The 20,764-nt window shown below is 57.6% G+C and carries 19 protein-coding genes and 1 pseudogene; 11 read left to right on the top strand and 9 right to left on the bottom strand.

What is annotated here, in order from left to right; translation table 11 throughout:
• Positions 1–89 precede the first annotated feature (89 nt).
• Complete coding sequence (locus JHC09_RS17210; protein ID WP_199532636.1) at positions 90–1,697, top strand: heparinase II/III family protein; 1,608 nt, start codon at positions 90–92, stop codon at positions 1,695–1,697.
• An 80-nt stretch (positions 1,698–1,777) separates the two neighbouring features.
• The gene (gene purH / locus JHC09_RS15045; RefSeq protein ID WP_199532635.1) at positions 1,778–3,361 is read left to right on the top strand and encodes a bifunctional phosphoribosylaminoimidazolecarboxamide formyltransferase/IMP cyclohydrolase; all 1,584 of its coding nucleotides are present in this window, start codon (positions 1,778–1,780) and stop codon (positions 3,359–3,361) included.
• A 22-nt stretch (positions 3,362–3,383) separates the two neighbouring features.
• Here purH and JHC09_RS15040 read toward each other — a convergent pair whose 3' ends face one another.
• Together JHC09_RS15040 and JHC09_RS15035 are read right to left on the bottom strand one after the other, a co-directional pair.
• Positions 3,384–4,583 (bottom strand): ATP-grasp domain-containing protein, encoded by a 1,200-nt coding sequence (locus tag JHC09_RS15040; RefSeq protein WP_199532634.1) that lies wholly within the window; start codon positions 4,581–4,583, stop codon positions 3,384–3,386.
• A 57-nt stretch (positions 4,584–4,640) separates the two neighbouring features.
• Entirely contained in the window at positions 4,641–5,945 is a 1,305-nt protein-coding gene (locus JHC09_RS15035; protein WP_199532633.1) for a hypothetical protein, read from the bottom strand.
• Between the two features lie 202 nt (positions 5,946–6,147).
• Between JHC09_RS15035 and leuC the strand changes: the two genes are divergently transcribed.
• Positions 6,148–7,554 carry a 3-isopropylmalate dehydratase large subunit gene (gene leuC / locus JHC09_RS15030; protein ID WP_169196559.1) on the top strand — a complete coding sequence of 469 codons (1,407 nt, stop codon included), beginning with the start codon at positions 6,148–6,150 and terminating at the stop codon, positions 7,552–7,554.
• A gap of 1 nt (position 7,555) precedes the next feature.
• On the top strand, positions 7,556–7,984 hold the full coding sequence (locus JHC09_RS15025) for a metallopeptidase family protein (RefSeq protein WP_199532632.1): 429 nt from the start codon (positions 7,556–7,558) through the stop codon (positions 7,982–7,984).
• A gap of 2 nt (positions 7,985–7,986) precedes the next feature.
• Here JHC09_RS15025 and JHC09_RS15020 read toward each other — a convergent pair whose 3' ends face one another.
• Positions 7,987–8,292, bottom strand: a complete 306-nt coding sequence (locus tag JHC09_RS15020) for a hypothetical protein (protein ID WP_169196557.1) — start codon at positions 8,290–8,292, stop codon at positions 7,987–7,989.
• Between the two features lie 77 nt (positions 8,293–8,369).
• Between JHC09_RS15020 and JHC09_RS15015 the strand changes: the two are divergent.
• From JHC09_RS15015 to trmD, 3 genes and pseudogenes are all read left to right on the top strand, one after another.
• Positions 8,370–8,972, top strand: a pseudogene (locus tag JHC09_RS15015) (DUF4893 domain-containing protein).
• 67 nt (positions 8,973–9,039) lie between these two features.
• A complete protein-coding gene (gene rimM / locus JHC09_RS15005) occupies positions 9,040–9,576 on the top strand; it encodes a ribosome maturation factor RimM (protein ID WP_199532630.1) in 537 nt (178 codons plus the stop codon).
• Positions 9,573–10,253 (top strand): tRNA (guanosine(37)-N1)-methyltransferase TrmD, encoded by a 681-nt coding sequence (gene trmD, locus JHC09_RS15000; RefSeq protein ID WP_199532629.1) that lies wholly within the window; start codon positions 9,573–9,575, stop codon positions 10,251–10,253. The genes rimM and trmD overlap by 4 nt, the downstream gene beginning before the upstream one ends.
• A gap of 41 nt (positions 10,254–10,294) precedes the next feature.
• Here trmD and JHC09_RS14995 read toward each other — a convergent pair whose 3' ends face one another.
• The gene (locus JHC09_RS14995) at positions 10,295–11,683 is read right to left on the bottom strand and encodes a M20/M25/M40 family metallo-hydrolase (protein WP_199532628.1); all 1,389 of its coding nucleotides are present in this window, start codon (positions 11,681–11,683) and stop codon (positions 10,295–10,297) included.
• Positions 11,684–11,820: 137 nt separating this feature from the next.
• Here JHC09_RS14995 and JHC09_RS14990 point away from each other — a divergent pair, with 137 nt between their 5' ends.
• On the top strand, positions 11,821–12,585 hold the full coding sequence (locus JHC09_RS14990) for a FadR/GntR family transcriptional regulator (protein WP_199532627.1): 765 nt from the start codon (positions 11,821–11,823) through the stop codon (positions 12,583–12,585).
• On the opposite strand, the gene JHC09_RS14985 is transcribed toward JHC09_RS14990, so the two are convergent.
• The 3 genes from JHC09_RS14985 to JHC09_RS14975 all read right to left on the bottom strand — a co-directional run bounded on the left by JHC09_RS14985 (position 12,582) and on the right by JHC09_RS14975 (position 15,961).
• On the bottom strand, positions 12,582–13,940 hold the full coding sequence (locus tag JHC09_RS14985) for an anti-phage deoxyguanosine triphosphatase (protein ID WP_199532626.1): 1,359 nt from the start codon (positions 13,938–13,940) through the stop codon (positions 12,582–12,584). The two genes, JHC09_RS14990 and JHC09_RS14985, sit on opposite strands and share 4 nt — an antisense overlap.
• A 106-nt stretch (positions 13,941–14,046) precedes the next feature.
• The gene (locus tag JHC09_RS14980) at positions 14,047–14,685 is read right to left on the bottom strand and encodes a hypothetical protein (RefSeq protein WP_199532625.1); all 639 of its coding nucleotides are present in this window, start codon (positions 14,683–14,685) and stop codon (positions 14,047–14,049) included.
• Between the two features lie 259 nt (positions 14,686–14,944).
• Entirely contained in the window at positions 14,945–15,961 is a 1,017-nt protein-coding gene (locus JHC09_RS14975) for an NAD-dependent epimerase/dehydratase family protein (RefSeq protein WP_199532624.1), read from the bottom strand.
• 131 nt (positions 15,962–16,092) lie between these two features.
• On the opposite strand from JHC09_RS14975, the gene JHC09_RS14970 reads away from it, so the two are divergent.
• The gene (locus tag JHC09_RS14970) at positions 16,093–16,374 is read left to right on the top strand and encodes a hypothetical protein (RefSeq protein WP_169196548.1); all 282 of its coding nucleotides are present in this window, start codon (positions 16,093–16,095) and stop codon (positions 16,372–16,374) included.
• Here the strand turns inward: JHC09_RS14970 and JHC09_RS14965 are convergent.
• Positions 16,371–17,381 carry an LLM class flavin-dependent oxidoreductase gene (locus tag JHC09_RS14965; protein ID WP_199532623.1) on the bottom strand — a complete coding sequence of 337 codons (1,011 nt, stop codon included), beginning with the start codon at positions 17,379–17,381 and terminating at the stop codon, positions 16,371–16,373. The two genes, JHC09_RS14970 and JHC09_RS14965, sit on opposite strands and share 4 nt — an antisense overlap.
• Positions 17,382–17,561: 180 nt before the next feature.
• Here JHC09_RS14965 and JHC09_RS14960 point away from each other — a divergent pair, with 180 nt between their 5' ends.
• Complete coding sequence (locus JHC09_RS14960) at positions 17,562–18,122, top strand: acyloxyacyl hydrolase (RefSeq protein WP_199532622.1); 561 nt, start codon at positions 17,562–17,564, stop codon at positions 18,120–18,122.
• A 56-nt stretch (positions 18,123–18,178) separates the two neighbouring features.
• Here JHC09_RS14960 and JHC09_RS14955 read toward each other — a convergent pair whose 3' ends face one another.
• A complete protein-coding gene (locus tag JHC09_RS14955) occupies positions 18,179–19,369 on the bottom strand; it encodes an NAD(P)/FAD-dependent oxidoreductase (protein ID WP_199532621.1) in 1,191 nt (396 codons plus the stop codon).
• A 320-nt stretch (positions 19,370–19,689) separates the two neighbouring features.
• Here JHC09_RS14955 and JHC09_RS14950 point away from each other — a divergent pair, with 320 nt between their 5' ends.
• Positions 19,690–20,724 carry an aspartate-semialdehyde dehydrogenase gene (locus JHC09_RS14950; protein WP_169196544.1) on the top strand — a complete coding sequence of 345 codons (1,035 nt, stop codon included), beginning with the start codon at positions 19,690–19,692 and terminating at the stop codon, positions 20,722–20,724.
• Positions 20,725–20,764 lie beyond the last annotated feature (40 nt).

Genomic DNA, 20,764 nt, shown 5'->3' with positions numbered 1-20,764 from the left:
GGCGCGGTGAAGGCGGTCCGGGAATAGGTAGTGATAGTTAAGTATCCCGAGTTGGCGGCGAATTACTCTTCTGGTGAAGGGTTTGCATTGTGAGCGGGCGGCTGACCAAAGCCGGTCGCAACTTTGTGCTGGGCGTCGCCGATTCGCTTATTACAACGCCATTGATGCGGTGGACTTGGCGCGGACAGATCGACCACGCCTTCGCAGGTGATCTGCCCGATTACCGCCCCGCGGATCGTGACGCTGTGCGCGAGATGATGTCAGGTCGTTATCTTCTGGCCTCTAAGCTGGTTGAAACCGGTGGCGCCTCCCCGTTCACTGTTGAGCCTGATCACCTAGACTGGTGGAATAACCTCCATAGTTTCTCGTGGCTTCGGCATTTCCGTGACGTACGCGACCCGGGTGAAAAGCTCTTCGCGCGCACTTTGGTGCTCGATTGGATCCTCAAAGAAGGTGGGTTTGAAAGCGATAGCTGGACGCTCACCCTAACGGGGCAGCGCATGTTAAACTGGCTGCGCTATCTGACGCTCATTCTTGATGGCGCAACGCCGGATCAAGCAAAGACCATTCACCGATCAATAGCCATGCAGGTCCAGAGCTTGCGGGTTCGCGGTGGCTTGGCGGCCGACCCTGTGGAAGCACTCTATGCGGCGATGGGCGTTTTGGGGGCTGAGCTGTCGAGCGTAGCCGATGAGCCAGATTTGGGCCCGGCAGTTGCGCGCGTCGATGCGCTTCTTGGCAAGCAGATAGACACAGATGGGCTCCACCTATCCCGTAGCCCAAAGGTACAACTGGCACTGCTAGTTGAGCTTGCGACCCTCAAGCGCGCTGCAGGTCGCCATGGCAGCGCCTCGATGGCCGATCTGGCGAACAAGATTGATCACATGCACGAGGCGCTGGACGCGTTGACATTGTCGAGCGGCGAGCCGGTGTATTTTAATGGCACCGGTCAGCTGCCTCACGATATTTTGGTCGCCCTCCAATCGATCACGCCGACCCAACCGCGAAAATCTCGTCTGCTTGGTGGTTACGGCATTATGCGGGACGGCAATACGGTCGTCGTCTGCGACTCCGGTATTCATCCGCCCACCGGCTTTGACGGCGAAGCACACGCCAGTGCGTTAGCTTTCGAGTTTTCCTATGGCAGCGAGCTGGTGGTGGGCAATTGTGGTCCCGCGCCGTCCGACCTCTTCGAGAGCCGCGACCTATTCCGTCAGGCACTGGCGCATTCGACCGCCACGATCGATGGAGAAGACGCTATCGATCCTCGTTCGTCAGCCACCCATTTCATCACGCTCGACACGGCAGAGCACATGATGATGTGCACCACCACTGGCTACGCTGGCCGGTTTGGTGTTGAAGTTGAGCGCCGGATGACGCTGTTGTCCGAGGGTACGACCCTTGTAGGCCAAGATCGCATTTTGGCCCATGGCGAGCCAAAAGGTCGCTTGGGGTTGCGCTTCCATCTCGGGCCTGGTGTTGATCTTCGCTACACCAATGGCGATGGAATGGTTCGATTGGTTTTGCCTAGCGGTCGCGTGTGGAGCTTCCTTTGGGAAGGTGCGCATCTGATGGAGGAAGACAGCGTTCGCCATTCGGCGACGCGCGGCTTCCAGCGCACGCGCCAGTTGGTGCTCGAGGCCGCTGTTACAGACACTACAGAAGTTGCCTGGATCTTTACTCTCGAGCAGCCATAGAAGGCCCGAAAGGGATTGGCCTTTGAGCCGTCTCGTGGTAGCGAGCCGCACAACTCCTTCAACTTTGGCGAGAAGCTTCCATGGGCAAGACAGTAACAGTCGGGCGTGCTCTGCTTTCGGTATTCGACAAATCTGGCATGGAGGAGTTCGCGCGCGGCCTCTCTGAGGCTGGAGTGGAACTGGTATCGACTGGCGGCACGCGTAAGCTGATCGCAAATTCGGGTCTTCCCGTTCGTGAAATTTCTGAGCTCACGGGCTTTCCTGAAATGATGGATGGCCGCGTAAAGACCTTGCACCCCAAGGTGCATGGCGGTCTGCTGGCGGTGCGCGATAACTCAGAGCATAAGGCATCCATGGATGAGCATGAGATCGGACCGATCGATCTCGTTGCAGTCAATCTCTATCCGTTTGAAAAGACAGTCGCCTCGGGCGCGTCTTATGACGAAATCATCGAGAACATCGACATTGGTGGCCCGGCGATGGTGCGCTCAGCCGCAAAAAACCATGCCTATGTGACAGTGGTTGTTGATCCGGCCGACTACCCTGCGATTTTGGAAGCCATCAAGAACGGCGGCATTCCTTATGAACTGCGCCAACGCCTTGCTGCGAAGGCTTATGCCCGTACTGGTGCTTATGATGCGGCGATCTCGGCTTGGTTTGCCAAGGAAATCGAATTCCAGGATGTCACCTATCGCTCCTTCGCCGGTACTTTGCGCGAAGTGATGCGTTATGGCGAAAACCCACACCAATGGGCGGCCTTCTACGCCAATGGCGAGCAACGCCCCGGCGTTGCAACGGCAAACCAAGTGCAGGGCAAAACCCTCTCTTATAACAACATCAATGATACTGACGCTGCCTTTGAACTGGTTTCGGAGTTCGACCCGAACCAGACGGCAGCCGTCGCGATCATCAAGCACGCCAACCCATGTGGTGTCGCTGTCGCCGCAGATCTGAAGACCGCTTATCTCAACGCCCTGCGCACCGACCCGGTCTCGGCCTTTGGTGGCATCGTTGCGCTCAACCGTGAGATCGACGCTGAAACCGCGACCGAAATCGTCAAGGTCTTTACCGAGGTGATCGTTGCTCCTTCTGCGACGCCGGAAGCGGAAGCGATCATTGCGGCCAAGAAGAACTTGCGTCTTTTGCTTACAGGGGGTCTGGCGGACCCCAAGGCCGATGGCCTCGTGGTGAAGTCGGTTTCGGGCGGGCTCTTGGTGCAGGGGCGTGACAATCGCAATGTCGATGATTGTGAGCTTAAAGTTGTCACCAAACGCCAGCCGACTGAAGCCGAGTTGGCCGATCTCAAGCTCGCGGCAAAGGTCGCCAAGCACGTCAAATCCAACGCGATTATCTACGTGAAGGATGGCGCGACTGCAGGCATTGGCGCTGGCCAGATGAGCCGCGTAGACTCCGCTCGTGTGGCGCACCGCAAGTCCATTGATGCGGCTGAGGCTGCTGGTATTGAAGGCGCTCTGACCCAAGGTTCTGTCGTTGCGTCCGATGCGTTCTTCCCATTTGCCGATGGGCTTGAAGCGCTTGTTGCCGCTGGCGCAACAGCTGTTATCCAGCCGGGTGGATCGGTGCGTGACGACGAAGTGATCGCCGCCGCCGATGCGGCCGGTATCGCAATGGTCATGACGGGCATGCGTCACTTCCGTCACTAAAATAAAACTGGGCTGCTTTCGCCTACCGCGGGAGCAGCCTTTTAATCTTGCGCAGAAGATGCACGGGGACTTCTGCGAGCGCCGGCTTGAGATCGTCAGCCGCGAAAATTGACGATACGGAGCGCGCGAAGATGGATCGGCGTCCCGCGTAACCCAGCCGCCCTGAGCGCACCAGAGACTGCAGAAGCGAAAGCGTGTTGGGCACCGGATGGCGCCAGCTTGGGCCATATTTTGCCGTGTGCGTCTCTGGCATTTCGCTCTTAGCCAATAGAGCCGCAAGTGTCGGAAAATCAAACCCTGCGGCCTCGCCAAGGCCGATCCAGGCCCAGATGCGGGTGTTCACGTCGAGGAGCTTTAGGCTATTGTCACGCTGATCGAGTTTGAACTCAACCTCGACCAGCCCGTGATAGTGGACCGCCTCGAGGAGCCGCCGCGCTTGGGCTCCAACCTCTGGCAGCTCTAAAGTTTCTACAAAGGGGCTTGTGCCAAACTCTGCCGGAAACTGACGCGAGCGCCGAGCGGTCAGGCCGCAGAGTTCAATTCCGTGATCCCACAGGCCCGCGTATGAAAATTGGGCGCTGCCGTCGCCCGGGATCAGCTCCTGCACAACAAACCCGTGTTCGCCCATATATTGCGTTGCGGCAGTGAACTTAGGCTCGAACTCAGCGATGCTATCGGCACGCCAAGCTTTGGCTTTCGTCAGCGGATTGATCTTCTCGGTTGAAGAGGGTTTGAGAACGACTGGATAGCGAATGTCCTCAGCGCTGGTCGTGTGGGCGTCTCCATCCCAATAGACTTTCGGGAAATCAATACCGAGCTGCTCGGCCAAGCTGCAAAGTTGCGCCTTGTCGTTCAGTTGCTCAAGGGCGGCCCAAGGCATGGTGACAAGGGCAAAATGGGCGGCAAGAGCGCCATAGTTTTGAGTCACGAATTGCACTTCGTGATCGCTACTTGGCAAAAGCAGCCAGTTCGCAAACCCCAGCTGCAGGCTTTTCTCGATGAAAAACTCTAGCGCATTGGATTGGTCAGGGCCCTGCCAGGCCACATGGTGCTGAATGTATCGCGAATATTGCGCGGCCGTGTGTTGGGTTGAGAAGAAGGCAACCGGGATGCCATGTCGACCAAAACTGCGTGCCGCCGCGAGGCTGCCGTAAGATCCACCGAGAAGAATGACGCCGGGTATTTTCGTTGGCAGTAGAGTCTTTCGAGCGTCGATGGTCATAACAAGCAGACTGCCAATCAGGGGCCGAATAATCTGCCCCAAGTAAACCCTCTCTACTTACCGTCCGGCCGTAAATAATTTGTGAGTGCGAATAGTTTCGAAGATGTCACCGCGCCTCCCCTGAAGTTTCTGGGTGAGCCATCCAAGCCCCACTGCCCACACAAGTTCAGCCACTAAAAGTGCTGTCGCGATGCCAGTAAGACCCCACAGAGGGGTAAGTAGCGCGGAGAGGACCAGCAGGACTATCACAGCCAGTGCGCATAGTGCTGCGCTGCGGATTTGGTGCCCACCCAAGGCGAGCAGATGCCCGTTCATCCCGCCCATCACGCGGATGGATTGGCTGATGAGGAAGATAACAAGGGGCCAATAGCCCGCACCATAGGAAGGACCAAATAGTGCGAGGACGAATGGTCCTAGTATGATGGCGACGACTGTCGCTGCGATCATATTTCCAATGCTGACGATATTGGTGCGCAGCAGCACGGCATCTGATTCCGAACGGCTAGCACTCGACATTGTGGCCACCAAATCTCGGAGCACAAATTGCTGAGATGCGGCGCTGAAGAAGCCGACAAGAGCCGCGAGCCGCACCGCAACGCCCAGCACCGCAACTTGGCTGGGTGGCAGGAAGAGGCCGCCGATCAGGACAACGAGGTCTGCTGTAGCACCCGATACGATTGTGACCATCAACATGGCCGCCGCTCGGCTACGGTAATAGGGGCGAAGATCGCGCAAGTGTGCGCTCTCCACCCGGGCAAAGGCGTGGTCTTTGCCCAGCAGCATTGCCTGTCCAATGGCCACGGTCAGCGCAATGACCACCATCGCGATCAGCACATAATCAATTGGCGCGTTCACCCTTAATAGAGCGAGCGCAGCGAGGAAAAGCAACAAAAGTCCGGGGCGAATGACGAAGTCGGGCACGTAGGAGAGGCTGAAACGCTTATGCGCGTTCGCGACGCTATTGTTCATGCGGATGACGGCAAGGGGAATTGCCGCGAGCACTCCGAAGATCGCCGCTTTTGCAAAGCCGTCTTCAAGCGGGAGGACGAAGGCGAACGGCGTCACCACCAGAAAAAGCGCGATCAGAACGATGATATCCCGTCGTGCCGCGCTTAAAAACGCACGCTCAAGATTTAGTCGGCCAAAAGCTCTAAATCGGGCGAGATAGGTGAGGGCAATGGTGTGATACCCGCCCGTCGCCATAAGGCTGACGAAGGCGGTCACCGACAGTGCGAGAAACGCCATGCCCACATCATGCGGAAGAAACATGCGTGCGAGCATAAGCTGGCTTAAGAAGCCAAAGCCTGCTCCGGCAAGTCGGGCCCCCATAACGCCAGCAATCGCCATTAAGATACGCGTCATCGGGCCACTGCCTATTCCCCCCAGCGTGGAGAGCGACACTGCCTCCGCATGCGTGTCATTTCGGTTAAATCACGCGCTAGTTTGTTTCAGGTGGCACTCTCTCCAAAATCAGCCGTACTCATCGGTACGGTTCTAGTTGACGCAGGTCCGTGCTTAGGCTTAGAACCAATCCAATCTATCATTTCTCCGCTCGGATACGGACATGACCAAGGCCCGCACGCTCTACGATAAGATCTGGGACGACCACCTCGTTCAGAATAACGAAGATGGTACGAGCCTGCTCTACATCGACCGCCACCTCGTTCACGAAGTGACCAGCCCACAGGCGTTTGAAGGTCTGCGTATGAACGGTCGCAAGGTCCGTCATCCAGAGCGCACGCTCGCTGTCGTTGACCACAACGTCCCGACTACCGACCGTTCGCTGCCCAATCCGGATCCAGATAGTGCGATCCAGATCGAGACGCTGGCCGAGAACACCCGCGACTTCGGCATCGAATATTACGACCCCTTCGACAAGCGTCAGGGTGTTGTCCATATCGTTGGGCCGGAACAGGGCTTTACTCTGCCGGGCATGACTATTGTGTGCGGCGACTCCCATACCTCCACCCACGGCGCTTTTGGCGCTTTGGCCCACGGTATCGGTACCTCCGAAGTGGAACACGTTCTGGCGACCCAGACGCTGATTCAGCAGAAGGCCAAGAACATGCTGGTGCGTGTTGACGGTCAGTTGCCAGCAGGCGTCACGGCCAAGGACATCATTCTTGCTATCATCGGTGAAATCGGCACGGCCGGCGGCAACGGCCACGTGATCGAGTTTGCTGGCGAAGCCATTCGCTCGCTGTCCATGGAAGGCCGTATGACGGTCTGCAACATGACTATTGAAGGCGGCGCACGCGCTGGCCTGATCGCTCCAGACGAAACCACCTTTGCTTACGTCAAGGATCGTCCACGCGCGCCGAAGGGCGAAGCCTTCGACATGGCCGTCGATTATTGGAAGACCCTCTACACCGACGAAGGCGCACACTACGACAAGGTCGTCGTTCTCGACGCAGCCAAGCTGCCGCCAATCGTGTCCTGGGGTTCCTCGCCAGAAGACGTTATCTCGGTTCAGGGCGTTGTTCCCAACCCAGATGATATCGCTGACGAAACCAAGCGTGCATCGAAGTGGCGCGCGCTTGACTACATGGGCCTCAAGCCCGGCACGCCGATCACCGACATCAAGATCGACCGCGTTTTTGTTGGCTCTTGCACCAACGGCCGTATCGAAGATCTGCGCGCAGTTGCGTCGGTTGTGAAGGGCAAAAAGGTTGCTTCGACCGTGTCCGCGATGATCGTCCCAGGCTCTGGTCTGGTCAAGGAACAGGCTGAAGCTGAAGGTCTTGATGTGATCTTCAAGGATGCTGGCTTTGAATGGCGCGAGCCAGGCTGCTCGATGTGTCTGGCGATGAACCCAGATAAGCTCAAGCCAGAAGAGCGTTGCGCTTCGACCTCGAACCGTAACTTCGAAGGCCGTCAGGGCTTTAAGGGCCGCACCCACTTGGTGTCCCCAGCCATGGCAGCAGCTGCTGCGATCGCTGGCCACTTCGTCGACATTCGCGACCTGCACTAATTTGAGTGCCGCCAATTGGTCGGGGCGGTTCGCCCCGACATTGGATGATATTGAAGCATTGGCGAGCCAAGCGCTCGCCACTCTTCCCGAACCCTTCAAGAGCCTTGCGGCGGACGTCACCTGTCAGGTGGCCGAATTTGCCGAAGACGACGTGCTTGAAGGCTTTGGCATGGAAAGCCCGTTTGAATTGATGGGACTATTCCAAGGCATTGGTCTCACCGAAGACGGGGCAGTGCCGCAAACTGGGCAAGCACCCAATTCCGTTTTTCTCTATCGTCGCGCCATTCTCGATTATTGGGCCGAGCATGATGACAACACACTGGGCGAGATCGTCACCCATGTGTTGATCCATGAACTGGGCCATCACTTCGGCTTCTCCGATGAGGACATGGAAGCGCTTGAAGCGCAGGCCGACGCCGAAGAGCTCTAAGCTCAAATCTCGTCTTTGTTGACGAACTCAAATTCAGCTTCATTACCGCCCGACGGATCATCCGACACGCGCAGTGCGAGATTGTTCTCGTCGAGTGCGGTGAACCACTCTTCCCAACTCACCAGCTGAAAGCCGCCAACGCGGTCGGGCCCCTGGTCACCATTGGCGTTCATGGCCTCTTGGCCAAAAGCGAGCTGCAAAATGGTGCGGCTGTCCAAGCCATCAGGCACTTCCATCAGCACCGGATTTCCGGCCCGGGCAATCGTCCACTCGCGGATGTCTTCACGGTCGGTGAGAATTTTGCTCATCATGCTCTCCTTACTAGATGAGTTGAGAATACATTCTTCCCATGCAAAGTTCCGACGCCTGTTGAGGAGGACAGTCGATGCCACTTTTGGATTTGGAGCTATCGGGGGCGTGTCTCTCATTTCTAGCACTGATTGGGTCAGCGAGCGCTGCCCGCTGCACTGTTCCTGCCGATGTTGAGCTACGGGCCGCAGATGTACAGCGGATTGATAGTTTCGAGGCCGCCCGAACGCACGGATTAAAAGAAGCCATGACTGGCGCCACCAAGGCTGAGAGCAAAATTCTCACTGATGTGGTTGGGGCTAACTTCTCGCCTTTCAGTGAAATTCCTATGGGTACCTACCAATGCCGCGTCATCAAATTGGGTGGGATCATGCCTGTGACTATCTACCCCTATTTCGAGTGCGTTGTTTCGGAGATGAGCACCGCGATTGAAAAGCTGACCGGCTCTCAGCGTTTCGTTGGAACACTGCACAGCAATGACAGTGGCTCCGTGTTTTACTAAGGCGCACTTAACTATCAGAACGAACCTGAGCCGATCTTCTACGGCGAGGATGCTGAGCGCGATCAGGTGGGCTGTGTGTTCCAGATTTCGGGCACTTCGCCGCGTTATCGGATGGAATTGCCGCTGCCGCTCTACAAATCTACCTTTGATGTGATCGAATTGGTCCCGAAAGACTGAACCAGCTCTTTTGCCCAGTGCGTGAAGCCTGATATGAGCGGCAACGGATAGAATACAAAGGCGCGAGATGGCTCAGAACTCCAACCGCATCCTCTTGGGTAAGATTGGTGCTGCCCACGGCATTAAAGGCGAAGTGCGGATTATTTCGCACACGGAAGACCCGAAGGCCATTGGCAGCTACGGGCCGCTCGATACGGATCGTTCAGGGCTGGTGATCACCATCGAAAAGGCGCGTCTCAGCAAGACCGTGCTGGTGGCGCGCTTGAAGGGCGTGGCTGATCGTAATGCGGCCGAACTGCTCAATGGCGTTTCGCTGTTCGTTGATCGCGAGCGCCTGCCAGAGACCGATGACGAAGATGATTTCTATCATACCGATCTCATTGGCCTCGATGCACGCTTGGAAAACGGTGTGTCGATTGGTGAAGTCTCTGCTCTGCCCAATTTCGGCGCTGGGGATTTGATTGAAGTGCGCGACCCGCGCTCTGGCGACACATTCCTTTATCCCTTCACGAAGGCGGTGGTGCCCCAGATCGATATCAAGGGCGGCTTTTTGGTGATTTCTCCGCCATTGGATGCTGAACCGGGTGAGGAAGAGCCAGCGTGAGTTTTTCGGCACATATTATCACGCTCTTTCCTGAGCTGTTCCCCGGCACGCTGGGCGCTTCGGTTTTGGGGCGCGGCATGGCCGATGGCCATTGGCAGCTGAACGCTACGAATTTGCGAGATTTTGCCACGGACCGCCATCGCACGGTGGACGATACGCCGTCTGGCGGTGGCGCCGGCATGGTGCTCAAACCCGATATTTTAGCAACAGCAATTGATACCGTAGCGCCGGCAAGCGATCCGCGTCCGCGTATTCTGATGTCCCCACGCGGCAAGCCGCTCACCCAGCAACGCGCGCATGAACTGGCCGTTGGCCCGGGCGTGGTGATCGTCTGCGGACGTTTTGAGGGTGTGGATCAGCGCGTTATCGATGCGCGTCAGCTCGAAGAGATTTCCATCGGAGATTATGTCCTCGCCGGTGGCGAAGTGGCGGCCATGGTGCTGCTCGAAGCTGTAGTGCGCTTGATCCCTGGTGTGCTCGGGGCGCTGGATAGTCGCGACGAGGAAAGCTTTGAGAACGGCATGCTCGAATATCCCCATTACACCCGTCCGCAGGTGTTTGAGGATCGTGAAATCCCGGCGGTTTTGACCTCGGGTGACCATAAGAAAATTGCCAAGTGGCGGGCCGAGCAATCGCTTGAGCTGACCAAGGCGCGCCGCCCGGATCTCATAAAATAAGCGTAATAAAAAAGGCCCCGAAATCGGAGCCTTTTCTTTTCTTATTGCGCCAGTGCACCAAGCACGCGCACCCACGAGCGGATGCCGCGGTGGTAGCTTTCTAGATCGTACTTCTCGTTGGGCGAGTGAATCTGATCGTCGATATGGGCAAAGCCAATGAGGAGGGTATCGAGGCCGAGGATCTTCTTAAATTCGCCCACGACCGGGATTGAACCGCCCGAACCAGTAATGACAGCCTGCTTGTTCCATTCGTCGGTGAGGCCCGCGAGTGCCTTGCGGAGCAAGGCACCATCAGCCGGAACCGTCATAGCTGGCGACCCGCCGTGCTCAATAAACTCGACCGAACAGTCTGGTGGCAGCATCGACTGAACATAGGCGCGGAAAGCGGCGCGGATTTTCTTAGGGTCCATGCCGGAGACGAGGCGGAAGGAAATCTTGGCGCTAGCCTTGGCTGGGATGACGGTCTTAAAGCCATCGCCGGTATAGCCGCCGATCATGCCGTTGATTTCGCAGGTTGGGCGGGCCCAGAGCTGTTCAAGAACGGAGCGGTTCTTTTCGCCCGCAGGAGTGTGCAGGTCGACGGCGCCGAGGAAGGCCTTTTCGTCAAAGCCGAGGCCTGCCCATTGCGCCTTAAGTTCATCGGAAAGCTCGGCAACATCGTCATAGAAGCCGGGCAGGGTGCAGGAGCCATCGGCGGCGCGAAGGCCCGCGACAATATTGGCAACCACCTGATTGGGGTTGGCGGCAGCATTGCCGAACATGCCCGAGTGCAGGTCCTTGTCGGCGGCGGTGACGATGATTTCTTCGCCCACCAGACCGCGCAACATGGTGGTGATCGACGGGGTGGTGCGGTCCCACATATCGGTGTCACAGACGAGCGCGATGTCGGCCTTCAGCTCTTCGGCATTGTCCTTCATGAACGGAGGCAGGTTCTTGCCGCCGCTTTCTTCCTCACCTTCCAGCATCAGCGAGACGCGCACAGGCAGCGCGCCCGTTGCCGCCTTCCAAGCGCGGCAGGCTTCAATAAAGGTCAGCATCTGGCCCTTATCGTCGGACGCTCCACGGGCGACGATGATCTTGCGGCCGTCTTTTTCCTTGATCTGCGGATTGAACGGATCGGTATCCCAGAGCGAGATCGGGTCAACCGGCTGAACGTCATAGTGGGCGTAGAACAGCACGTGCGTGCCAGGCTGTTCTGGGCCGTGGGCAACAACCACCGGATGGCCCGGCGTTGGGCGGGCCGCGGCATCAAAGCCGAGGCCGGTCAGCTCATTGGTGATCCAGTCGGCAGCTTTTTGGCATTCTGCGGCATATGCCGGATCGGTCGAGATGGACTTGATCCGCAGAAGGTCAAAGAGCCGGTCCAAGCTGTTTTGGAGCCCGTGATCGACTTCACTGAGAACTTTGTCGATCGTTTCTTTGCTGGTCATGAAATGAGGTCCTTGGTGTATGCGCAACGCGTTTGGACACCATGGCGCGGGGCGCTTCATCATGTCCAGCCTCTGTGGGTCTATTCTTGTTATCTTACTGCGCCTATGGTGCGCGCGAAGATTTGAGGAGCATGTGCATGGATCGGTCAGGCGGGAAGACGCGGCATTCAGGGGATCTGATTGCAACGCTATCCGGACGAAATCTGGCGCGAAATCTGCACTCGGATGTGCTCTGGAGCCTCGGTTTGGGCATTGTATCGGGCGAATATGCCGAAGGCACGATCCTGCCTTCTGACGCGGAATTGCTCGAACGCTTCTCTGTGTCCCGTACTGTTCTGCGTGAGGCGCTCAAAACTCTTGCCGCCAAGGGCATGATCGAAGCACGCGCCCGTATCGGCACCCGCGTCCTGCCGCGCAACCGCTGGAACCTTTTTGATGGCGATGTCCTGGCCTGGTTCTTTGAACTGGGGCCAGAGGTGGGCTTCCTCAGAAGTCTTGCTGAAGTGCGAATCGGTATCGAAATTGAGGCCGCAGCCTTGGCGGCGGAACACGCCGATCCGGAAGCGGCCGCTGAGCTAATCGCCTGGGTCGATAAAATGGCTGCCGCCACCGAGCCGGTCGAGTTTGCGCGCTGCGATCTCGAATTCCACAAAGCCGTCGCCGCCGCATCGGGCAATCCCTTTATGGCGTCAATCTCGGCACTGGTTGAAATGGCGTTGACAGCGGCCTTTACCATTTCCTCGCCGGTCAACGAGCCCGATGCGCTCGCGATTACGGTGGGGGTCCATCGCCGTATCGCTGAAGCCATTCGGGATCGTGATCCGGTTCTCGCCCGCGCCGCTATGCGCGAGGCGATCGCTCAGGGTTTTGAACGTGCTGCTGGACGGATGGAAGAGACCTAAACCAGATCGAACACTGAGCCCATTCTTGGGGTGAAAAGGCGTTCATAGGTTTTCATCAGCGTGCCGTCGGTCATGCTGGCGATATAGTCGCAAATGATACGTGGGTTTTCGCCCGCGTCTTTCCAGCGCTTCAGCACGTCTGGCGGCAAAAAGGCCTGCGGCTCGGATGAGACCGCTTCAAACACCGACACCACCATCTGCTGCCCTTTAAACTCCATCTGCTGCACCGAGGGTGAGCGGATGACGTTGTGATAGACCACATCCTTCAAAGCACGGACAAAGGCGCGGTCTGGGGCAGGCAATTCCGCGCGGTATTTGACGATAGGGTCGTCAAACTCAGCGTGTTCGACCATTTCGATCCGGGCCATGAGATGGTGGATGATACGTCCGATCCAGCGTTTGAGACTCAAAGTTGAGCGACCAAAGAGGCCCGCCACGAAGGTAGCGTATGGATTGGTGCCGAACTCTTCCGGGTAGCGAGCGGTCAGTTCTTCCAAAATGCTGGCACATTTGTCTTCGGTGACACTCGCCAAAAAAGCCTCTTCGCTGATGAGGCGCAGTTTGAGTGCGTCTTCGAAATCATGGACGCCAAAGGAAATATCGTCGGCCACGTCCATGATCGAACAATCGAAGGACTTGTGCAGCGCTTCTGCATGTTTTCCAGACTTGGCGCGGGCACTGGTGAAGGCATCGCGTTCCGCTGGGGAGAGCGGATCGATCAACCAATCGACAATATCGGCCTCGCTATCGAGATAGGCCTTGGGGGGCTTCGAGCGCTGACGATCGATCAGTTGCAGCGTTGATAGGCCTTGGCTCAGGGCGGGTTTCAGTTCGGGATTGGCGGCGGTCGAATAGGCAACGGGGTATTTTAAGATACCCAACATGGTGCGCCGCGTGAGGTTTGAACCTGCGCCATGAGAAAACTCTTCAAGGCGCCCGATGATGCGCAGGGTCTGGCCATTGCCCTCAAAGCCGCCGTGATCGCGCATGCAATAGTTGAGTGCGACTTCGCCGCCGTGGCCAAAAGGCGGGTGCCCCAGATCATGCAAGGCGCTAATGGCTTGAATGGCAATCAGGCTCGGCAGGTGTTGGCTGCGCGGGCCGTTCGCATAGGTGTGCGCCAGTTGCCGTGTAATGCCGCCCGCGATCTGCGCCACTTCCAGGCTGTGGGTCAGGCGGGTGCGATAAAAATCGCCATCACCGAGCCCGAGGACCTGGGTCTTGCCCTGTAATCGCCGGAAGGAAGCGGAATGCACGACGCGGGCGTAGTCGATCTCTTCTGGCAGGCGAATATCGTCCGTTTGCGCGTCCGTTGCTTCCCGACGCTGAAACCACACCGCACCTGCCTCTGACATCGCTCAAAACCCCACTGCCGAACACGCCCATTCGGCAGCATTTTAGGCGACTGAATGGCCCGTTCCTTCGAGCATAAACCGGCCAAACTGCCAATGGCTTTGGCGCTTACTTCCCGGTTTCTGCGCGGGTGCGCGGTGCGGCCATGGGCCAAACTGCGTTGAAGCGTTGCACCGACGGGTCATTGCGGGCGATGCGAATGTCATTGGCAAGGCGATCGGCCCAGCGGCGAGACGTTTCGACAATAGTGGCGTTGAGATTTTTGCCCGAGAAGATTGTCGAAACGCTCCAAAGTCGTGCTTCGGCAGCAATATTGAAGACTTTTTGAGTGTGGGTGAGGCTGCCCATTTCACTGTTCGAGCGGATGATGGTTTCCAAGGTCATATGACCGATGCACGCGCCGCCCGCAGCCTGATAACCGATGATCGAGAGCCGCAAAATGGGGCTCAGTGCATCATAGCTGGCGAGGGGCTCGGTGTAGACAGTGACCCCGGCCATGACCAATTCCGAGCGCAGTGTGTGAAAAACTTCACTCTGATTGGTCCAGCACGAACCGTTGACCTGATCGCTGACAACCAATTCTACCGCGCGCATAAGACCAAGCGCCTGAGCGCCTGACATGGTTTCTGTCGCCTGTGCCCGCTGGTTCAGATACGCCGTTTCGCTGGCAAATTCTGCTGCGATGGAGGGACTGGAAAATGCCAGTGTTGAGGCCACGATCGCGGCCAAGCAAATACGACTGTCCACCATTATCCCTTTGCCAATATTGTGGTATATCAGTGTAACGTAGTTCTTTTTATGCGGGCGTTGTAAAGCGCTCTATCCACAATCAATACCTGTTACCGTGGCGCGGAATTTTCTAAGACTTCGCTAACGCGCTTTCGACAGCGGCCAGCCTGAGCGTCCCAACGACGGTTCGGTCGCATCCTCCAAGAATGGTCCGATGTAACTGAGGGGCTTCCGATTGAATAAGTGGCGTGGACGCTATCCCGCGCCCTGCGGATGCTTACACCAGTTTCCGCTCAACAAGGCTTTTCGCTGTGGCCAGCACGGCTTGCTTGGCGGGAATGAAATCATGGCCAAGCAGAGCAATCGCGGCCTTTGAATCGAGCGGCTTAGGGTACCCCAGCTCCCCAACATTATCCCGCACTTGCTGATCGAAACGCGCATAGAACCGTACCAGCCAGTCCGGGATTTCAAAGCGCGGAATGCGATAGCTGGGGTAGGCGGCCTTGAGAATCTTTGCCGTGTCGAGAAAGAGCAGAGTGCCGTCCCCCATAGGAAAACGCTGCCCGCCAGCGCTTGGCGTGGTCATCGCTTTGACATGGGCCTCGGCCACATCGCGCGCATCGATGCAGGTGATGGGAATACGCGGAGCGGCCGGCACGGAGCCATCCATCAGGCGCTTGATCAGCAGACCCGAGGTGCCAACGTCATCGTCAAGCAGAGGGCCGAGAATAACGCTGGGATTGATCACGGCGAGCCGTTCCATCTGGCCTGCAGCCGTCATCAGCTCCCAAGCGCGGCGCTCGGCGCGGGTCTTGCTCTCGATATAGGCGTTTTGCGGTCGGCCATCGAGATTGGTCCAATCTTGTGGTCCAAAGGGCAAGGTGCGGGATTTGTCGTGGCCATAGGCCATCGCGGCCATAGAAGAGGTAAGAACGATGCGCTCGACACCGGCCTTGAGCGCTGCCGTAATTGCACGCTCGGTGCCAGCAACCGCCGGGCCAACAAGCTCGCTCTTGTCTTTGGGCATATTAAGCACGAAGGGCGATGCTGTGTGCTGAAGATAGCGCACGCCGTCCATCGCTGCGTCCCAGCCCTCGTCTTCGGTCAGATTCAAAGACACAAAGCTCAGTCGGGAGACATCGCACTTGGCTTTGGCCAGAGTGGTTCGAACGGCATCTGCCTTTTTCAGATCGCGCACACTGCCACGTACGGCAAAGCCCGCATCAAGCAGGGCCTTGGCGACATGCCCGCCGAGAAAGCCAGAAACGCCCGTGAGAAGAACTGTGTCGGTCATGCCTGCGCCCCTGCCATTGCTATAGCGGCATCCTAAGGGCTGCGTCCGGCTCAAGCCAGTGTGATCGCGCTTCTAGGAACTCTTGCACAGACCACTCGTTCGACACGCAGAACACCGGGAGGAGCGAAAATATGTTCAACAGTCATTTCTTAACTGCGCACCACGACATCCGAGCCTGGGTACTTGAGCAACACGGGTGTCCGGCGATCGCTTTGACGCGCGATCGAGACGGGGCTGAAAAGGCTCAGCTCCGCCTTAAATTCGTGCGCTATGGCGATGAGGAAGCGCTCGATGGGCAAACCACACCGTGCTCGTGGACGGCGTGGTTGGCCGAGCTCGACCGCCAGCAATTGGCATTGAGGGTCGAGCCATCTGGCGACTATGCGTTAGTGCCGCGAAATACCGTGCACTAAGCGCGGGCCGGAATGCCCAGCGCTTCGGCAAGCAGTTTGTAGGAGCGGCGGCGCAGATCATAGGAGTGGATGGTTGTAGTCACCATCACTTCATCAGCGCCCGCCGCTTTCGCTTTGGCGGAAATTTCTTCTGCCATGCGCTCGGGGCTGCCGACCATCCAAAGAGCGGATTGATGCTCAATGATCGAGTGTTGTTGCGCGGTCAGCTTGTAGGCCGAGGCCTCTTCTGGAGAGGTCAGTTGCCGCTGTTCCCCCGTGAGGAAACGCGCCCAGTTTACCGCCTGCGAGGTGGACAGATATTTTGCTTCTTCGTCGGTCGGCGCGCAGATGACCGATAGACACAGCAGGGTTTTGGGCTCTGGAAATTCTTCACTAGGCACAAAGGCATTGCGATAGGCGGCAAATGCGGGCGCAGCCGGGGTGTGGCTGAAGTGCGCCGCAAATGCATAACCAAAGCCGACCTGTCCCGCCGCTTGCGCCGATGCGCCCGATGAGCCGAGCAGCCACTTCGGTGGCAGTTTGATGCCGCCTGGGGAGACCGGAACACGTGAGAAGGGGTGATCAGCGGGGAAACTGTCGTCGTCAAACGCCATCAGCTCGGCGAGATAATTTGAAAACTCTTCGCCGCCACCACTGCGGAGCGCGCGCATGGCATATCCGTCGCCCCCCGGCGCGCGGCCAATACCAAGGTCAATGCGGCCCGGATGCAGAGCTTCAAGGGTGCGATAGGCTTCGGCGATACGGAGCGGCGCGTGGTTGAGCAGCATGACGCCGCCGGAGCCAACGCGAATATTCTTGGTCGCCGCAGCAGCGCTGCCGATCAGAATTTCGGGAACAGAGGATGCAATGGACGGCATGCCGTGGTGCTCGGCATACCAGAGGCGTGTGTATCCTAGCGCGTCGGCCGCCTGCGCCAGTTTGATGGTTTCAGCCATCGCTTGTGGCGTGGTTGAGCCCTGAGCGATGGGGGCCAGATCCTGAAGCGACAGAGCGAAGGGCGCAGACATGGCTCAACCTTAGTACAATTACGTTTCATCGTTAGATCACGATGAAGCTGGGAAAAATCAACCCTTCACGTGAAAAATAGCGTCAGGGGAGTCGCTTCCTTGTCCAGTGTGGCTGAAATGAGCTTGCGGCTAAGCCTTCATTCACGCAGTAATTCCCGTCTCTGTATGAGGATGGATTCCATGAAGCGTATTCTTGCCGCCGCTGCCGTGGTGGCTGGCGTGGTTTCAACACCAGTATTGGCGCAGGATTTTGGACTGTCTGAAGTGCGCGGCGGCGTGTTTGCTCACAGTGCTGACGAGCCTGGGGCGCTGTTTGGCGTCTTCAACGTTTCCCGCATGCAGGATCTCAATGTCGAGCTTTTGTTCGACACCCCCGGTCTGACAGAGTGGGTCACTCTTGGTGAGCTACGCCCTCATCTTGGCGCCACCATCAATTACGCCGGGCTCGAATCTATGGCCTATGCTGGCGTCAGCTGGACTGTGCTGCTATTTGACACACCCATCTTCGCCGAGCTCAGTTTTGGTGGTGCGGTCCACAATGGCTCAACCAATGGACAGGCTGTTGCCCCTGCGCGCGACCTTGGCTGTTCATTTGTGTTCCGCGAGTCGGCCAGCTTGGGCGTGATGCTCAACACGAACGCGTCGATCATGGCGACGGTCGAACACGCGTCCAATGCGAACCTTTGCGATGGCAATCGCGGTCTGACCAATATGGGTGTTCGCTTCGGTTATAAATTCTAAGCCCAGCGCGACACAGCAGATATAAAAAAAGCCCGGGTCGCCCCGGGCTTTATCATTTAGGCCGCTTGGCCTGCGGAATAGCCAGAGGCCCAAGCCCACTGGAAATTATAGCCGCCCAACCAGCCGGTGACGTCTACCGCCTCGCCGACAAAGAATAGGCCGGGCACATCGCGCGCCATCAGCGTTTTCGCGTCGAGGTCAGTGGTGTCGATGCCACCCAAAGTGACTTCCGCTGTGCGATAACCTTCTGAACCAACTGGCTTTAGGGTCCACTTGTTGATCACTTCGGCAGCGGTCGCGAGTTTCTTATCCGAGAAATCGCCGATCATGCCGGGCTGGTTGATGACTTCCCCGATCAGCTGCGCCAAGCGCTTTGGCAGGCGGTCACCCAGAGCCGTCTGGATATGCAGTTTCGGCGTAGCGTTGCGGGCCGCCTTGAGGAATTCAAGCGCGTCTTCGCCCGCCAGCAGATCAACCGAGATCGCATCGCCTTCGCGCCAATAGGACGAGATCTGCAGGATTGCTGGGCCGGAAAGGCCGCGGTGGGTGATCAGCAGCGCTTCTTCAAATTTAGTCTTGCCGTGCGAGACAATGGCATTGGTCGAAACACCTGCCAAAGGCTTCAGCATCTCCAGCGCGCCGGGCTCAAATGTGAGCGGCACGAGGGCCGGGCGGGTGTTGGTGACCTTAAGGCCGAACTGGCGCGCAATTTCATAGGCAAAGCCGGTCGCGCCCATTTTCGGAATGGATTTGCCACCCGTTGCAATGATTAGGCTTGTCGCGGTCACGCGGCCATCGCCAACCATAACGTCAAAGCCTTCGTCGGTTTTCTCAATGGTACCAACGGAACGGCCAGTCCAGATCGTTGCGCCAGCTGCGCGCAGATCATTGGTCAGCATGGTGATGATCTGCGTGGCGGGGCCATCGCAGAACAACTGGCCGAGGGTCTTTTCGTGATAGGCGATGCCCTGCTTTTTCACGCGCGCTATAAACATTTCAGGAGTGTAACGCGACAGCGCCGACAGCGCGAAGCGCGGATTTTGGCTCAGGAAGCGCTCGCGGCCCAGAACGTGAGTGGCGTTCACATTGGTGAAATTGCAACGTCCGCCACCGGAAATGCGGATCTTCTCGCCGGGGTCGCGGGCATGGTCGACCACCAGCACCTTGCGCCCACGCTTGCCGGCCTCAATGCCAGCCATCATGCCTGCAGCGCCCGCGCCAATAATCAATACATCGTAGTCGGCCATGTGTGGTCCTTTCGTCTATCCGAGGCGTATCTGGGGCCGAGAGTTTCAGCAAGCGCATTGACTCTGTCCTACAGTGGAGTATGACAAGTCCTGCACTTCAATAGGAAGTTAGAGTTCGTCATGCGCAGCTTCGGCTCCATCGCCACTATCGCAATAAAAACTTGGCCAAAAGCCGAGTGCGATACTGCCATGACTAAAACCACCAAAACCGCTTAGAGCTTTTCCCCGGGTCGTCTCCCGTCGGGGAGAGGCTCAGAAAACCACTGGCCGCATCAAACGATGCGCGGGGGCGGTGAATGGTAAGGGACCGGAGTTCCAAAATGGGTTATCGCGTCGCAGTCGTCGGGTCCACGGGCAATGTGGGCCGCGAAGTTTTGAACATTCTGGCCGAACGCAAGTTCCCGGCGGATGAAGTTTTCGCTCTCGCATCGTCAAAGTCGATTGGCAAAGAATTGTCCTATGGCGACAAGATTTTGAAGGTGCGCGATCTGCAGCACTTCGATTTCTCGACCGTCGATTTTGCGATCATGTCGGCTGGCGGCTCTATCTCCAAGGATTGGGGTCCAAAGATCGCAGCGGCAGGCGCCATCGTCATCGATAACTCGAGCTATTGGCGTTACCACGCCGAAGTGCCGCTGGTGGTTCCTGAAGTGAACGGCGCGATCCTTGAGCGTTGGCTGGCTGACGACAAGCGTCAAAACATCATCGCCAACCCAAATTGCTCGACCGCCCAGCTGGTTGTGGCCCTCAAGCCGCTCCACGATGCCGCCAAGATCAAGCGCGTTGTTGTCTCGACCTACCAGTCCGTTTCCGGCGCTGGCAAGGAAGGCGTCGACGAGCTGTGGAACCAGACCAAGGGCATTTTCGTCAACGATAGCCCAACCCCAGCCAAGTTCCCCAAGCAGATCGCCTTCAACGTCATCCCGCACATCGATGTGTTCATGGAAGACGGCTACACCAAGGAAGAGTGGAAGGTTCTGGCAGAGACCAAGAAGATCCTCGATCCCAAGATCAAGGTCACCTGCACCGCCGTGCGCGTTCCGGTTTTTGTTGGTCACTCGGAATCGGTCAATATCGAGTTTGAAAACCCGATTACCGCTGACGAAGCCCGCGAAATCCTGCGTGAAGCTGATGGCATCACCGTGCTCGATAAGCGCGAACCAGGCGGCTACGCGACCCCGGTTGAAACCGTTGGTGATTACGACACCTATGTCAGCCGTATCCGTGAAGACGTCACCGTCGAAAATGGTTTGGCTATGTGGGTTGTTTCGGACAATCTGCGTAAGGGCGCAGCGCTCAATACCATTCAGATCGCGGAAACGCTGATCGCCAAGGGTCTCAAGCCCCGCGCGTAATCTCGTGATGCAAGCGCTCACTATTGGCGCTTCGCAAAAT

It is taken from the genome of Devosia sp. MC532, assembly GCF_016461625.1.
Taxonomy (GTDB): domain Bacteria; phylum Pseudomonadota; class Alphaproteobacteria; order Rhizobiales; family Devosiaceae; genus Devosia.
The sequence above is the reverse complement of the archived record's forward strand: the minus strand, read 5'-3'. Positions and strand labels throughout refer to the sequence as shown.

Coding starts and splice junctions, on each gene's coding strand:
- leuC (WP_169196559.1), top strand. CDS start 6,148: ATGACCAAGGCCCGCACGCTCTACGATAAGATCTGGGACGACCACCTC.
- JHC09_RS14965 (WP_199532623.1), bottom strand. CDS start 17,381: ATGTCTGCGCCCTTCGCTCTGTCGCTTCAGGATCTGGCCCCCATCGCT.
- purH (WP_199532635.1), top strand. CDS start 1,778: ATGGGCAAGACAGTAACAGTCGGGCGTGCTCTGCTTTCGGTATTCGAC.
- JHC09_RS14960 (WP_199532622.1), top strand. CDS start 17,562: ATGAAGCGTATTCTTGCCGCCGCTGCCGTGGTGGCTGGCGTGGTTTCA.
- JHC09_RS15020 (WP_169196557.1), bottom strand. CDS start 8,292: ATGAGCAAAATTCTCACCGACCGTGAAGACATCCGCGAGTGGACGATT.
- JHC09_RS14950 (WP_169196544.1), top strand. CDS start 19,690: ATGGGTTATCGCGTCGCAGTCGTCGGGTCCACGGGCAATGTGGGCCGC.
- JHC09_RS14995 (WP_199532628.1), bottom strand. CDS start 11,683: ATGACCAGCAAAGAAACGATCGACAAAGTTCTCAGTGAAGTCGATCAC.
- JHC09_RS14990 (WP_199532627.1), top strand. CDS start 11,821: ATGGATCGGTCAGGCGGGAAGACGCGGCATTCAGGGGATCTGATTGCA.
- JHC09_RS14955 (WP_199532621.1), bottom strand. CDS start 19,369: ATGGCCGACTACGATGTATTGATTATTGGCGCGGGCGCTGCAGGCATG.
- JHC09_RS14975 (WP_199532624.1), bottom strand. CDS start 15,961: ATGACCGACACAGTTCTTCTCACGGGCGTTTCTGGCTTTCTCGGCGGG.
- JHC09_RS14970 (WP_169196548.1), top strand. CDS start 16,093: ATGTTCAACAGTCATTTCTTAACTGCGCACCACGACATCCGAGCCTGG.
- JHC09_RS15040 (WP_199532634.1), bottom strand. CDS start 4,583: ATGACCATCGACGCTCGAAAGACTCTACTGCCAACGAAAATACCCGGC.
- rimM (WP_199532630.1), top strand. CDS start 9,040: ATGGCTCAGAACTCCAACCGCATCCTCTTGGGTAAGATTGGTGCTGCC.
- JHC09_RS15035 (WP_199532633.1), bottom strand. CDS start 5,945: ATGACGCGTATCTTAATGGCGATTGCTGGCGTTATGGGGGCCCGACTT.
- JHC09_RS14985 (WP_199532626.1), bottom strand. CDS start 13,940: ATGTCAGAGGCAGGTGCGGTGTGGTTTCAGCGTCGGGAAGCAACGGAC.